Source organism: Nonomuraea purpurea (assembly GCF_042650645.1).
Classification (GTDB): domain Bacteria; phylum Actinomycetota; class Actinomycetes; order Streptosporangiales; family Streptosporangiaceae; genus Nonomuraea; species Nonomuraea purpurea.
Window position 1 is genome coordinate 650,160 of record NZ_JBHSBI010000001.1, and the last position, 14,563, is coordinate 664,722.

Below are 14,563 nucleotides of genomic sequence, written 5' to 3' on the forward strand. Positions count from 1 at the left end.
CCCTGGTGCGGAGGATTCCCGTTGGATTTGGGGGCAGGGTACGGGAAGGCTCGTGATGGTTATGGGCGGAGTGGTGTCTCCAGGTATGGCAGTAGCCGCGCGGGGCCGATGAGTCCGTACGGCTGGCGCGCCAGTCCGCCGTAGACCGCAGGGTCCGAAATCCTGAGCCGGTTGCCGAGCGGGGTCGCCACCTCGACCTCGATGACGTTGTCGCCGCGTCCGAGCTCCACGACCGGGTTGAGTGGATCGACGGGGTCGAGCCGCCGCCCGTTGACGCGTACCCGGCAGGTGTCGGTGATCTCGCCGAGGTCCAGGATGGCAGGGGAGTTCAGCGTGATCTCGCAGGTGTATGTTCCGACGCCTGATACGTCAGCTAAGTCCGGGATGTCCGACCAGGGGGCGAGGCGGTCCAGGAGCAGCTCGTGGATCGTCTTGGCGGTCTCCCCGGGGATGGTTCCCGGCCGCCAGTCCTCCACGCGCAGCCGCCATGACGACAACTCCGACGGCTGCGGCACGTCCCCGATCACGGAGGTGATGGTCCGGCCGTCGGAGAGCGTGGTCGTGTACGTTCCCGCGCGTGAGGCGCGGACCACCAGCGATCTTCCGTCGTAGCGGACGACGTCGGCGTCCGTCGCGGTGACGTGCGGCAGTCGCCCGGCCCTCGTTCCGAACAGGCCGGGCGGCCCGATCGCCACGATCGCCGACTCGCCGGGCCGCAGCGTCACCCGAAGCCGGATCCCGCCGTCGTCCACCGTGTAGCGCGCCGCCCGCTCGACGCGTCCCGTCCACGGGTCGAGCAGGTACGGCACCCCGTCCCCTGACGTGCGCGCCAGCGTGACCTCGTGGTCGATGGACGCGATGGGCGGCTTGGGGTTCTCGACGTGCTTGCCGTTGCACAGGTAGTAGTAGTCGACGTCCCCGGCCACCCGCCGCGCCGTGAGCAGCGTGGAGGCGGTGGCGTAGCGCACGTCGGGGCGTACGCCGAGGGCGTCCAGCGCGGCGGGGACGTCGGCCGCCGCCGCGACCGCCCGTACGGTCGGACGTGACAGCAGTTCGGCCACCAGGGCCCGCAGCCGCGTGTTGTCCCCGACGCCCGGCACCGAGGCGGCGCTCCAGTCGCCGAGCAGCACGATGGGCAGCCCCGCCCCGGCGTACTCCAGCAGCCGCCGCGCCACCGCGACCGTCATCGTGCACTCCCCGGAGGAGAACTTGTCGCCCTCCACGAACAGCGCCTTGTACGCGGGCCCGTCCGGCGCCAGCCGTCCGCGAGCGACCCTGGCGGCCGGCAGGTCGAGCAGCGGCTCGGTGACGAACTGGTGGGTCCAGCCGATGGGCACCCCGGAGGCGGTGAACCAGCCGGCGCCGATCCCGGTCTTGGTGTAGCCGGTCTGGCGCAGCACGGCCACGTCGGCGCGGGGCGCGCCTTCGCGGAGGACCTGGTGGACGCGGGCGAAATATCCAGAAATATCGGTGATGTGGTGCCAGGTCGGCTGGCGCGGGCCCCACGATTCCGCGTACCCGGCCTTTCCGTCGTACGGCGTGAAGGCCGCGAAGCCGGGCCAGGCCGCGCCGGGTGCACTGGCGTAGGAGAAACCGTGCAGGACGGTCTGGTTGAGCCCGGCCGCGTACGCCCCGCCCATCGTGCGCAGGAGTTTGTCCCAGGTCGTCGTGTACGCCCCGCCCTGGTAGGCCCCGGCCTCGCACGACAACACCTCCCGTCCGGCCAGATCCCGGCCGCCGGCCAGGCAGCGGTAGTCGTCGAGGTTCTTGAAGCCGAGCGACTCGCCCTCGGCCACGTCCAGGATGGCCGCGCTGGCGATGGCGTCCGTACGCAGCCCGTACGGCTGCGCCCGCAACTCCAGCCCCAGCGAGTGCGCCCAGTCGCGCAGCACGGTGAAGTGGTGCTCGTTGAACAGCTCGGAGATCGTGTCCCAGTAGTCCTTGCGCGCATGCCTGGTCAGCACGGCCTCGTACGCGTAGACCTGGTCCTCCTCCGCCAGCACGATCACCGGCAGGAACGGCGCCAGGGAGTAGCCGCGTCGCCGCTCGAACTCGGCGAGCAACCCTGGCGTCCACGGCAGCGCGTCCGACTCGATCTCGATGGAGTCCTCGAACAGCGCCCCGCCCGCCCGTTTCAGCAGCCGCCTGATGGCGGGGGTGAGCAGCGCGGACTCCCAGTAGTCGATCACCGCCCGGGTTCCCGCCCTGCTGAAGTGGTCCACCACGTACGCCTCGGGCGTCGTGTGCGGCCCCGACTCGGGCTTCTGGCCCGAGCCGCGCTCCCAGTAGGAGATCAGCACCCACTCGCCCTCGGCGGGCGCGGTCCAGGTGATGCGCCCGTCGTTCACCTGGGCGGTCACGTCGCGTACGGAGCCGGGATCCAGGCCGGTCTCGTCCCTGGTGGAGTGCGCGGGATCGATCCTGGCGGCCTGGACGAGCAGCAGCCGGCGCTCGGGACGGCCTTCCACGGCGGGCGGCGGCACCTCGCCCGCGTACGTGGCGCCCGCGGCCACCGTCACCGCCCCGTGGGCCAGCTCCTTGACGGCCGCCTCGCTCTCCGGCGTGATCGTGGGGACCGCGGCCGGCCAGGAAGGGCCGATGGTCAGGTCGATGGTGAGCCCGCGCTTGGCCGCCTGATCGAGCGCGGCCTCGACGGCGGCGTTCCACGCCCGGCCTCCCCAGCCGTGCCCGGCCGGGTCGAGCACGGACTTGTCGCGGATGCTGTGGTGCACGGCCGCGATCTCCGCGCCGCCGAAGCCGGCGTCGGCGAGCTGGTCGATCTCGCGCCTGATCTCGGCGGGGTCGACATGGGCGTCGGGCCACCACCAGCGCACCATCGGCCGCACGGCACGCCTCGGCCTGGCGAACCACTCGGCCCCGGGACGACGGCCGGAGGCGGAAACGGAAGTGAGGGAAGCGGATATGGGCGTGGAGGAGGCGGAGGCAGGGGAGGCGGCGGTGGCGAGCGTGGCGGTGGCGCCGAGGGCGAGGAAGCCACGGCGCGTCAGGTCGGTCACGATGCGCTCCAGGGGGTCGCCGGATGCTGGTCGTGCGGGGGCGCGCAAAGCTGGGCGGGCCGCCTGAGGTGGGTCCCACGGGCGCCCGCCGTTGTCGGTCCGGCAGGCGCGCCCGAGGTTGGGCGGGCGGGCGCGCCCGAGGTTGGCCCGATGGGGCGCCGGGTGTGCGGTCCCGGCGCCCCCCGTCAGTGGGTTATTCGGGGATCGGGTACGGGAACGCGCTCGTGACGCCGATCTTGTCGTACTCCATCTTCGAGGCGTCGAAGCCGTCGGCCCAGTTGGCGTTCGTGACGTCGTTGCACTTGTAGCTCTGGTACTTGTCGTCGCTGACCTTGCCGACCTCGATGTTCTCGAAGGTGAAGCCGCAGCCGCCGGCGTCCATGTGCACGCCGCGCGTCCCGCTGTCCGGCATGGCGCCGCCGGGGTCGTTGATGACGTCGCCGATCACCATCTGCTTGACCTGGTTGTCCTTCAGGTGCGGTTCGGTGTTGCTGACGCCGTAGGTGTAGAAGGCGCCCATGTCGCCGCTGTCCAGGCCGGTCTCTTCCAGGCGGATGTAGGAGAAGGAGTTGTTGCGGGCGTAGTTGTCCTCGTTCTTGACCTCGGGACGCACTTCGAGGCTGATGCCGTAGCGGGCGCTGTGCTTGACGACGATGTTGCTGACGGTGTTGTTGCCCGTGCTCATCAGCTCGATGCCGGCCGCGTCGCCGGGCACCAGCTCGCCGACGTGGTAGATGTAGTTATTGCTTATCGTGTGATGTCCGGAAATATCGCCTTCGCCGGGGTAACCGCCCTCGACCTTGATGCCGTCGGCGCCGATGTTCTCCAGCAGGCTGTCGGCCACCTTGACCCGCTCGTTGTCGAACAGCATGTAGATGCCCATGAATCCGGTGTCGGACAGCTTCAGCCTGGTCAGGTCGATGTCGCGGGAGTTGGTCACCGTGATCATGCCGAACCGGTTGCGCGGCATCTCGATCTGCCGGTCGTAGACGGGGTACTTGTGCTCGTAACCCGAGTCACCCTCGCTGATCCACCCGGCCCTGTACCAGTCGACGAAGTCGCTGTACTGCAGGGCCAGCCCGTCGAAGCCGAGGTTCTGCACGCGCCGGTCGGGGCTGCTGCCCTTGAGCGACAGGATCGTCTTGACCGTCGGGGCCACGACCTTGTCGATCGAGCCCTTCGGCCAGTAGTAGACCTCGCTGTTGGCGAAGTCGAAGTAGTACTCGCCCGGCTGGTCCAGGAAACGCAGCGTGTTCTGCAGGAAGTAACGCGAGCCGCTGCGGCTGTTGACGAAGGCGTAGCGGGCCCAGTGGTTGAGCGTGAAGAAGTTCTTGCGGAAGTCGGCGCCGCCCAGCGGCACCGTGTCGGTGAACCAGCTCCACGAACCGCCCGACCAGACCACGACCTGGGCGTTCTTGTCGAAGTCGGCGTCCCACTCCTGGGGCACGTCCTCCGGCTTGAAGTACAGCCATTGGCGCACCGCCTCCTTCTCCGGCTCGCCGAGCACCGAGAACAGGTACGGCGACCACAGGTCGTCGCTCTTCCTGTTCGGGTAGCGGGCGGTGGTGGCGCGCTTGCCGTCCTCGAACAGCGTGTAGAAGTTCCTGTCGACCTTGGTCTTGTAGATGTTGTCGTTGTACTTCTGCCAGCCGGTCAGCGGCCTGGCGCCGAGCAGGCGGGCCTTGCCGGGGCCGTCGGCGCTGCGGTAGGTGATCTTGTGGCCGTTCTCGCCGGAGTCGGCCTCGGTGAACTCGATGGTCTTGTCGACGACGTAGTCACCGGCCTTGACGTTGACCACGATGTCGCACTTCTGCTGCCGCTTCTTGGCCCGAAGCTGGTCGCGGGCCTGCTCGATGGACTTCCACGGGCGCTGGGCGGTGCCGTCGCCCCGATCGTTGCCGGTGGTGGAGACGTAGTAGTCACACGAGGGTCGTGCCGCCGTCGGCGTCGGGGCCGTCACTCCGCCCAGGAGTAAGACGATCGCGCCCAGGGACCTGAGGATCACTGGTTCTCCTTCACTTTCCGCCACCGCTCGTACTCGGCGCGGGTCTCGGGGGTGAGGGGGTAGTAGTCGGAAAGCGCCCCGCCCTCTTCGATGCGGGCGCGGCTGTAGAGCTCCCACTGCTCGTGGTCGGCGGCGGCCTCCAGCACCGAGGCGGCGCGTCGGCGCGGCACGACCACGGCGCCGTCGTCGTCGGCCACGCACAGGTCGCCGGGCAGCGCGAGCGCCCCGCCGACGGCCACCGGCACGTCGTAGGCCCACGGGAACAGCTCGGCCTGCGAGGCGTAGTGCGGGGTCGCGCCCGTGCACCAGATCGGCACGCCGAGGCCGCTCACCCTGGGCAGGTCCCTGATCCGGCCGTCCACCACGATGGCCGCGCCGCCCTTGCGCTTGAAGTAGCGCACCAGCATGTCGCCGAAGCAGCCGGTGTACGCGCTGCCGTAGGCCTGCACCACGAGCACGTCGCCGGGCTCGACCGCCTCCAGCACGTGCCACAGCGCCGTGTGCCGCTCGACGTACTCCTGACCGAGACCGGAGGCGATGTCCTCACGCTGCGGCATGAACTGCAGCGTGCGGACCCGGCCGGCGATCTTCTGCCCCGGCGCTATGGGACGCGGTCCCTCGATGAAGGTCCGCCGGATGCCCTGGGCGTGCAGCTTGGCGCAGGCGGTGGCCGAACTGATCCGCGCCAGCCCCTCCACGAGGGTGGGATCGGGTCCGGCGGGCAGCGCCCCGCGAACAGGGAGATCCCAGATGGCGTCGTCCATGTAACTCCTCAGTAGTGCTGGTGTGACGGCGCGCGGACGCGTGCGGTCGTGTGCAGGTCGAGCCGGATGCGGCGGCCGGGAGGCAGCTCCACGAGCAGACGCGGCCCGCCGACCGTCACCTCCTGCTCGGACTCGCTGATCGGGGGAGAGGTGTAGCCGCGCGGGTCGCCCGGATATCCCTCGCCGGACGTGGTGAGCGTCGCGCGGTCGATGCGGTGCTCGCCGAACGCTCCCGCCTGCACCACGACCGTGCGGGTGCGGCTGAGACTCAGGTTCACCAGCTCGACGCAGGTGCCGTCCGGGCGTACCGAGTCGACCAGCGCGGCCACGTCCTGCGGCAGCCCCGGCCGGTGACGGTCGGCGTCGAAGTAGGCCAGCCTGGTCGGCAGCAGCCCGCCGTTGTAGAGCACCTGCGGCGTGCCGGTGACGAGCTGCAGCAGCGCCTCGGTGAGCACCGGGTTGAGCCGCTGCCAGTGGTGGACGTGAATGGTGGCCAGGTCGGCGCGGTCGGCGTCGATGAGCGCCATCCGCCGCTGCACCTGGCCGAGCGCGGTCGACAACATGGCCTCGGGGAAGCCGGGGTTGACGCCGCGCAGGTACGCCAGCCAGGGCGCCTCGTGCCCGGCCTCCTCCTTGTTGCGGAACGGCCGGACCGTCTCCCAGTCGTAGCCCGAGGCCTTGTGCAGCCGGTCGAGCCGCTCGGCGTCCTCGTGGCCGAACGAGGTGTGCCAGAGCCAGACCGGCAGGCCGAGCTGCGGCGGCTGGAAGTCGAACCAGCCCGCGTCGTCGTACCGGTTGGGCACCAGCATCGTGGGCTTGCCGGCCTCGTCGCCCAGCTCGGCCAGCCAGCGGTCGCTGATGCTCATGTCCGTCTCGGTCACGGCGGCCTGGATCGCCTGGCGGTACACGGCCTCCAGCGGGTCGCGGCCGATGGCGAGCGCGTCGTCGTCGCCGGTCAGCAGGTGGGCGTTGACGGCGGCGATCGCGGCGGCGGCGCCCACGCTGTAGAGGCCGTGCGGCCACTGCCAGCCGTAGTTGCCGCCGTACCAGCGGCCGCCGTGCAACTCGCCGACCTGGCCCGACGGGCCCACATTGTCCGGTATGACGCCGTCGTTCGCCTCTGCCCGCCGCCGCCAGGCCTCGATGTAACGCAGGGCCCAGTCGCGGTAGCGGTCGTCGCCGTCGTACAGCCAGGCGTTGACGGCCAAGCTGGTCGCGGCCAGGTTGACGGCCACGTCGCCGCGGCCGATGCGCTCGCTCATGGCCGCGCCCATGCGGGCGGCGTTGTTCGGATCGCCCAGGTCCGCCCACTGCGAGATGCCCGGCAGGTCACGCAGCGGCAGGCCGAACGGCCGCATGCTGGTCAGGTCGGTGTGGTAGGAGGCCCACTCCCACTGCAGGCCGTAGCGGGGGCCGCCGGCGCCGTTGTGCGGGGCGCGGATGATGTCGTGCGCTTCGTCGTAGTTGGCGGAGCCGGGCAGGTAGAGGTCGGCGAAGCGGCGGGCGCGCTCGCGGAAGCGCTCGTCGCGCGGGTCGGCGGCGCAGATGCCGTAGAACAGCAGCATGGACTCGCCCTGGTGGAACCAGTCGTAGCCGCGCTCGAACTCCTCCACCAGGTAGCCCAGCTCCGTGAGCTGCGCGGTCACGCCCTCCCAGTGGAGCTTGGCCTGGTCGAGCAGGTCGTCGGCGCCGCCGAGCTGGTAGAGCGTCGGCCAGTTGAAGAACGCCTCGTAGAAGTCGTCGGCGCCGTCCCTGTCGGCGGCCGGGCCGTGGTAGATGAGCCGTCCGTCGGGGCCGCAGTAGCGGGCCGCGAAGGCCCGCCAGGCCTCGTCCAGGGCGTCGAACAGTCTGCGCTCCAGCACCGCCCACATCGGCGGCACGCCGAGCGGGACGGTCGCGATGACATGGGGACCGCTTGCGGGTCCCGAGGATTGCGCCCGCATCTTCAACCTTTCGTTGCTCCGGCGGTCAGACCGCTGATGATGTGCCGTTGCATGAAGACGAAGAAGACCAGCAACGGGGCGATGGCCAGCAGGAGCGTGGGGAAGACCACCGTGTAGTCGGTGGAGTACTGGCTGACCGCCGCGTAGACGCCGGTGGTGACGGTGTACAGGCCGCTGCCGGGGCCCAGGATGATCTGCGGGTTCACGAAGTCGTTCCACACCGAGAAGGTGTTGAGGATGACCATCGTGGCGACCGCGGGCCGCATCAGCGGGAAGACGATCTGCCAGAACGTGCGCAGCCTGCCCGCCCCGTCCACGGCCGCCGCCTGGTCCAGGACGGCGGGGACGGTGGCGATGTAGCCGGCGTACAGGAAGATCGAGAAGGGCAGCGTGAGCGTGGTCTCGAACAGCACGAACCCGCGGATCGTGCCCATCAGGCCGAGGGTCTTGAGCACGTACACGACCGGGATGACCAGCACTTGGCCCGGGATGAACGTCCCGGCCAGGAAGAACAGCATCAGCACCCGGAACCTGCGCTTGGAGCTGCGGGCGATCACGTACGCGGCGGGCGCCGCCAGCCCCACCGACAACACGTTGACCGCCACCACGAACAGCAGCGTCACCGCGTAACCCTTGACCACGTTGAACTGCGGGTTCGTCAGCGCCCTGCCCAGCGGTTCGAGGGTCAGGCCGCCCAGGCCGAACGGGTTGGACAGGATGTCCTGCTGGCCCTTGAACGCGTTGACGGTCAGCACGTACAGGGGGATGAGCATGAAGGCGACGGTCGCCCACAGGAACGTCTTCTTCGTCATTGGTGCACCGCCAGTTCGCCGCGCCTGCGCAGCCTGGTCACCACGAACGCCAGCGCCGCGGTCACCAGCATGAGGATCACCGACTGGGCCGAGCCGAAGCCGAGGCGGGCGTCGTGGAAGGAGTTCCACAGGATGAGGTAGGCGACGGTCTGCGTCTGACCGGCCGGGCCGCCCGCGGTCAGCGACACGACCAGGTCGTAGGTCTTGAGCAGCGTCACCAGCGACAACACGATGTTGACCGTCACGGACGGGCCCAGCGCGGGGAGCGTCACGTTCCTGAACACCTGCCAGCGCGTCGCCCCGTCGATGCGCGCCGCCTCGATCAGCGAGTGCGGCACCGCCTGCAGCCCGGCCAGGTAGAGCACCACGTTGACGCCGAACCCGGCCCACACCAGCACCGCGATCATCGTGACCGTGGCCCACGCCGGGTCGGACAGGAACGGGATCACCTGCCCGCCCCACTTGGTGAGGAGGTTGTTGACCGCGCCGGTGGTGCCGAGGATGGCCGACCAGAGGAAGCCGACCACCAGGGCGCTGAGCACGTGCGGGTAGAACAGCACGATCCGGAAGAACGTGTTCGCCTTCGACGCGCCGTTCACCAGCAGGGCGAAGCCGAGGCCGAGCAGGTTGAGCCCGGCCGTGCCCGCCGCGGCGACCAGCAGCGTCACCAGGGCGGCGCGGCGCAGCTCGGGGTCCTCGAACAGGCGGGCGTAGTTGGCCGCGCCGACGAAGGCGGGGTTGGCGCTGAAGCCGTCCCAGTCGGTCAGGCTCAGGTAGAGCGCCAGGCCGACCGGGACGATCAGCATCACGACGTAGAGGATCGTGGCCGGGGCCACCATGATCGTGGTGGCCAGCCCGTCGCGTCCGCGTGCCTTCCGGGGGACGGCCCGCGCGGTGGCGACGGGTGCCGCCTCCTGGGTCAGCGTCATGAGCCCTCCTTCGTCGGGCTCATGTTTCCTTGTTTATTGATGACCTCGACAAGCTCGGTCATGAGCGTCCGGCCAGCCAGCGGTCCACGCCCTCGGCCACTTCCTTGGGCGACTTGCCCACATACAGGCCCTGGACCTCGGTGTTCCACGCGGCGTTGAAGCCCTTGGGCAGGGTCGCGTCACCGTAGCCCTCGCCCTGCGGGGTCCCCGACGGGGCGGTGTCGAGGATCTGCTGCACCTGCTTCTCCAGCGGGGTGAACTCGCGATCCACGCCGGTGCGGTAGTTGCCGTCCTGCTTGAGCTGGCTCTTGACCGCCTCGGGGTCGGTGACCAGCCACTGGACCAGCTTGAGCGCCGCGTCCTTGTTCGGGGTGGACTTCAGGACCATGTACGGGGCCGCCATCGTGGCGCCCTGCGGGCCGGGGTACTGCTGGCCCTTGTCGACGGGGGCGGGGAAGACGCCGACCTCGAAGTCCTTCTGGGCCTTGGCCTCGGCGGCGGTGAACCAGCTTCCCATGACGTACATGGCCGACTTGCCCGACAGGAAGGCGGTCTCGGCGTCGGCGTACTTCATGCCCAGGGCGTTCTTGTCGACGTACCCCTTGTCGATCCAGGTGCGGTAGCGCTCCAGGACGGGCAGCATCGACTCGCCGGCCTTGATCTTGCCCGCCTTGATGTCCTGCTGCCAGGCCGGGTGCAGCTGGGCGCGTGACGGGCTGGAGAACTGCAGCAACTGCAGCCCGGTCAGGAACTCGCCGCCGGTCTGCAACGGCAGCAACCCGGACGCCTTCAGCTTGCCCATGGCCGCGTCGAACTCCTCGAACGTCGCCGGCGGCTTGTCGATGCCGGCCTTGTCGAAGGCGCTCTTGTTGTAGAAGACCAGCGACTGCGCCTGCACGCCGACGCCGACCGTGTAGATCCTGCCGCCCAGGCTCGCCTCCTTGGCCAGCGGCGTGTCCTTCACCCACGGCTGGTCGGTCAGGTCGAGCATCTGCTTGGAGAGCGTCTCGTCCGCCGTCAGCGTCTCGACCACGTCGGGAGCGTTGCCCGCCGCGAGCTGCTGCGGCAGCGTGTCGGCCACGCCCTTGCCGGTCGGAGCCTCGACCTTGACGTCGATGCCGGGGTTGGCCTGCTCGAACGGCTTGACCAGGCCATCCCAGTACGCCTGCGTGAGGTTCGGGGTGATGTTGACCAGCATCCGGACCGTGACCTGGCCACCCTCACCCTGCTGTGCCTGGGTGTCGCCGGCGAAGCCGCCCCCGCCGCAGCCGGTGAGCAGGAGCAGGCAGCCGATGGCCGTGGGGGCGAGGAATGGATGGGGGGAACGCATCGCACCTCCAAGGGGGCGAGATCTGCGACGCCTTTTAATGGGTCGATACTCGATTAGCGATTATTTAATACGTTGGTCATATGGGCCCGTCAAGGGCCTACGTGCCGCGACAAATATGTTTCGAGTGGGTGACTGAGTCATAAATACGTTAAGGTGGGCGTGTGGCTGGACGCGATGACGACAAGCGGCTGGTATTGGGCGCGGAGGAGATCGCCGCGCTGCGGACATGGGCGGAGCAGCCGGGCGGAGCGCCGGCGCTACGCAGCCGCATCGTGCTGGCCTGCGCCGACGGGCTGTCCCGCAAGGAGATCGCCGACCGGCTGGCGGTGAGCCCGGCGACCGTGGCCAAGTGGCGGGCCCGGTTCGTGGAACGAGGACTCGACGGGCTGTCGGACGCGCCCAGACCCGGGCGGCCGCGCAGCCAGGAACGACAGGAGGCGGAACGGGTCATCGCGGCCGGCGCGGGAGGCGCCGCCGTGCCCTCCACCCGGACGATGGCGCGCCGGCTCGGGCTGTCGCAGTCGACGGTGGCGCGCATCTGGCAGGAGCAGCAGGTCGCGCCGCCCGCCTCCCCGCTGCTGCCCAGGGAACTGCTGTCCGACCGCGTCTACGCGCTGCTGCGCGGCTGGATCGTGTCGGGGGAACTGGTGGCGGGCCAGCGGCTGGTGGAGGCGGAGATCGCCCGGCGGGTCGGCACGAGCCAGGCCCCGGCCAGAGAGGCGATCAAGCGGTTGGCGCACGAGGGGCTGGTCATCTCCTATCCCAACCGGGGAAGCTACGTCGCCGAGATCTCGGACGAGCAGGCCCGCGAGGTCCGCGACATCAGGGTGCTGCTGGAGGAGTATGCCGCACGGGGCGCGGCCATCCGCATCCAGCCCGAGACGCTGCGGCAGCTCTCCGCCGACGTCCTGGCCATGCGCCGGGCGGCCCGCGACGGTGACATCGGCGCCTTCCGCGACGCCGACCTCGCCTTCCACCGGCGGGTCTGCGCCGCCTGCGGCAACTCCTTCCTGCTGCGGTTGTGGCGCACCATCGAGTCCAACCTCTGGAGCCTGCACGTGGTGGGCAACCCGCTCTACGACGGGGACTGGACGGCTATGGCGGGGCATCATGACGACCTGGTGGCGGCGCTGGCGTCGGGCGACCCGGACGAGGCGGCCCGCCTTTTCGCCGCCCACGCCCGCGGCGAAGCCTCCCGCACCCGCCCCCGCCGCCGCCCGGACGGTGCGGATCCCGCACCGCTCGGGGCTCCCGACGCGACGAGGTAGCCCTCGCCGTTCATGGGTCAGGCCGGGGCGATGTCGTAGGTGGCGCCTCGGCGGGTGTCGAAGGTGATGACGCCCGGTTCGGGGCGTTCGCCCTTGACCGGGCGTCCGCGTTCGGTGACGGTCACCTCCGTCCGGGTCCGCAGCGTGAGCCGGCGCCCCAGGGAGGAGCGGACCCGTCCGCGTGCCAGCGCTCCGCCGCCCCACTCCAGGTCCACCTCGAACCCGCCCCTGGCCAGCAGCCCGCGGAAGGACCCGGCGGGCCAGGCGGCGGGCAGGGCGGGCAGCAGGTGCACCTGGTCCGCGTGGCTCTGCAGCAGCATCTCGGTGATCCCCGAGGTCCCGCCGAAGTTGCCGTCGATCTGGAACGGCGGATGCAGGTCGAACATGTTCGGCGCCGTCCGCGCGGGAACCAGCAGGTTCCCCAGCCGCTTGTAGGCTTCCGGGGCGTCCAGCAGCCGCGCCCAGAAGTTGATCTTCCAGGCGAGCGACCACCCCGCCCCCGCCTCCCCGCGCAGTTCCAGGGTTCGCCGGGCGGCGGCGGCCAGGTCGGGGGTGAGGCGCGGGTCGATCTGGTGACCGGGGAAGAGCCCCCACAGGTGCGAGATGTGCCGGCTGCGCGACAGCGCCGCGTCGCCCCGGTAGTCCTCCTGCCACTCCTGGATCTGCCCCAGGTGCCCCACCTGGTTCGGCACGAGCCGCGAGCGCGCCTCACGCACCTTGGCCCGCAGGTCCTCCTCCACCCCGAGCGCTTCCGACGCCTCCGCGAAGGCCGCGAACAGGTCGCGCAGGATCTGCATGTCCATGGTGGGCCCCGCGCAGATGCTGACGTTCTCGTCGCCGTCCTCGTGGTGCCCGACCTCGGGGGAGTGCGACGGGTTGGTCACCAGGTAGCCGGTCCTGGGGTCGGTCTGCATGGTGTCGAGGAAGAACTCCACCGACCCCTTGATCAGCGGGAAGTGTTCGCGCAGCCGCCGCTCGTCCCCGGTGTAGAGGTAGTGCTCCCACAGCGTCAGGCACAACCACGCCCCGCCGCTGGGCCACACGCCGTAGAAGGCCCAGTCCACGGGCGCGGTTCCGCGCCAGCCGTCGGTGTTGTGGTGGGCGACCCAGCCGCGCGCGCCGTACTGGTTCTTGGCCGTGAGCGCCCCGGTCTCCGACAGGTCCTTGATGAGGTCGAAGAGCGGGTCCATGCACTCGATGAGGTTGCCGGGCGCGGCCGGCCAGTAGTTCATCTGGCAGTTGATGTTGATGGTGTACTTCGACTCCCACGCGGGCGTGAGCGAGTCGTTCCAGACGCCCTGCAGGTTGGCGGCGTGGCCGGGGGCGCGGGAGCAGGAGATCAGCAGGTAGCGGCCGAACTGGAAGTACAGGGCGGCGAGCTGCGGGTCGGTGTCGAGCTGTTTGCGGGCGATGCGCTCGTCGGTGGGCAGCGCGACCGCCTCGGAGGTGCCCAGGTCGATCTCGACGCGGCCGAAGAGCCGCTGGTAGTCCCGTACGTGCCCCCGCCGCAGCACCTCGTACGGCTGCCCGCTCGCCCGCTTCAGGTGTTTGACCGCCACCTCGGCCGGGTCGCCGCCGACGTCCTTGTAACTGCGGTAGCCGGTGCCCATGGAGATCAGCAGGGTGACCTCGTCCGCGCCCTCGACGACCAGCGTGCCGCCGTCGGTGCGGACCGTGCCGCCCTTCGCCTCGGCCTTGGCCAGCGCGCGGAAGCGCACCTCGCCCTTGAGGCCCTGGGTGTCGGAGCTGACCCCGTCGAGCGCGATCGTGGCCCGCCCGGCGCCCGACGACGCGGACGTCTGCGGGCTGGAGAAGGCTGCACGGAACGTCACCGCTCCTGCTTTGTCGGCCGTGTGCCGGACCACGATGACCTGGTCGGGGTTGCTGGCGAAGACCTCGCGGGTGTGCCGCACGCCGTCCCGGACGAACGTCACGGTGGTGAGCGCCCGCGTCAGGTCCAGTTCGCGGCGGTACTCGGTGAACTCCTCGGGGCCGGGATAGGTCAGCGTCAGATCGCCGAGCACCTGGTACGGCGCCTGCTCGCTCGGCTTGCCGAGGAACTTCTGGTCGGCCAGGTTCTGGGCGGCCTGCCACTTGTCCTCCCAGACCAGCCGCCTGATCTCGGGGAGCGCGTCCAGCGCCTCGGGGTTGTCGTAGACGTGCGGCCCGCCGGCCCAGACGCTGTCCTCGTTGAGCTGCAGCCGTTCCGTGGCCACGCCGCCGAAGACCATGGCGCCGAGGCGTCCGCAGCCGACCGGCAGCGCCTCCAGCCAGACCGAGGCGGGACGGGTGTACCAGAGGGTCAGCGGGTTGCCGCCCTCGGCCGTGGCGGACGCGGGGGCCGCGCCGCCCGCCAGCAGGGATCCGGCCGCCGCGCCTAATCCGGTGGCGAGCACGCCGCGTCGGGTGTAGCCGTCGTTGGTCATCGTTACTCCTGTTCCTGTACACAGGGCAAGCAAAGGGAGCGATGAAGGATGATCGCGATTAGCCCGCTC

Annotated in this window: 9 protein-coding genes; 1 reads left to right on the forward strand and 8 read right to left on the reverse strand. The window is 70.2% G+C overall.

The features are described 5' to 3' along the window. Positions 1-59: 59 nt before the first annotated feature. From ACFOY2_RS03005 to ACFOY2_RS03035, 7 genes are all read right to left on the reverse strand, one after another. Positions 60-3,017 carry a glycosyl hydrolase gene (locus ACFOY2_RS03005; RefSeq protein ID WP_379526331.1) on the reverse strand — a complete coding sequence of 986 codons (2,958 nt, stop codon included), beginning with the start codon at positions 3,015-3,017 and terminating at the stop codon, positions 60-62. A 193-nt stretch (positions 3,018-3,210) separates the two neighbouring features. Further along, a complete protein-coding gene (locus tag ACFOY2_RS03010) occupies positions 3,211-5,022 on the reverse strand; it encodes a right-handed parallel beta-helix repeat-containing protein (protein ID WP_379526332.1) in 1,812 nt (603 codons plus the stop codon). Next, the gene (locus ACFOY2_RS03015; RefSeq protein WP_357815227.1) at positions 5,019-5,786 is read right to left on the reverse strand and encodes an RraA family protein; all 768 of its coding nucleotides are present in this window, start codon (positions 5,784-5,786) and stop codon (positions 5,019-5,021) included. The genes ACFOY2_RS03010 and ACFOY2_RS03015 overlap by 4 nt, the downstream gene beginning before the upstream one ends. An 8-nt stretch (positions 5,787-5,794) precedes the next feature. Further along, the gene (locus tag ACFOY2_RS03020; RefSeq protein WP_379526333.1) at positions 5,795-7,729 is read right to left on the reverse strand and encodes a hypothetical protein; all 1,935 of its coding nucleotides are present in this window, start codon (positions 7,727-7,729) and stop codon (positions 5,795-5,797) included. Positions 7,730-7,731: 2 nt separating this feature from the next. Continuing rightward, positions 7,732-8,541 carry a carbohydrate ABC transporter permease gene (locus tag ACFOY2_RS03025; RefSeq protein WP_379526334.1) on the reverse strand — a complete coding sequence of 270 codons (810 nt, stop codon included), beginning with the start codon at positions 8,539-8,541 and terminating at the stop codon, positions 7,732-7,734. Then, complete coding sequence (locus ACFOY2_RS03030) at positions 8,538-9,470, reverse strand: carbohydrate ABC transporter permease (RefSeq protein ID WP_379526335.1); 933 nt, start codon at positions 9,468-9,470, stop codon at positions 8,538-8,540. The genes ACFOY2_RS03025 and ACFOY2_RS03030 overlap by 4 nt, the downstream gene beginning before the upstream one ends. 58 nt (positions 9,471-9,528) lie before the next feature. Then, positions 9,529-10,800 carry an ABC transporter substrate-binding protein gene (locus tag ACFOY2_RS03035; protein ID WP_379526336.1) on the reverse strand — a complete coding sequence of 424 codons (1,272 nt, stop codon included), beginning with the start codon at positions 10,798-10,800 and terminating at the stop codon, positions 9,529-9,531. Positions 10,801-10,961: 161 nt separating this feature from the next. Between ACFOY2_RS03035 and ACFOY2_RS03040 the strand changes: the two genes are divergently transcribed. Continuing rightward, entirely contained in the window at positions 10,962-12,068 is a 1,107-nt protein-coding gene (locus ACFOY2_RS03040; RefSeq protein ID WP_379526337.1) for an FCD domain-containing protein, read from the forward strand. 17 nt (positions 12,069-12,085) lie between these two features. On the opposite strand, the gene ACFOY2_RS03045 is transcribed toward ACFOY2_RS03040, so the two are convergent. Beyond that, positions 12,086-14,494 (reverse strand): glycoside hydrolase family 95 protein, encoded by a 2,409-nt coding sequence (locus ACFOY2_RS03045; RefSeq protein ID WP_379526338.1) that lies wholly within the window; start codon positions 14,492-14,494, stop codon positions 12,086-12,088. Between the last annotated feature and the right edge of the window lie 69 nt (positions 14,495-14,563).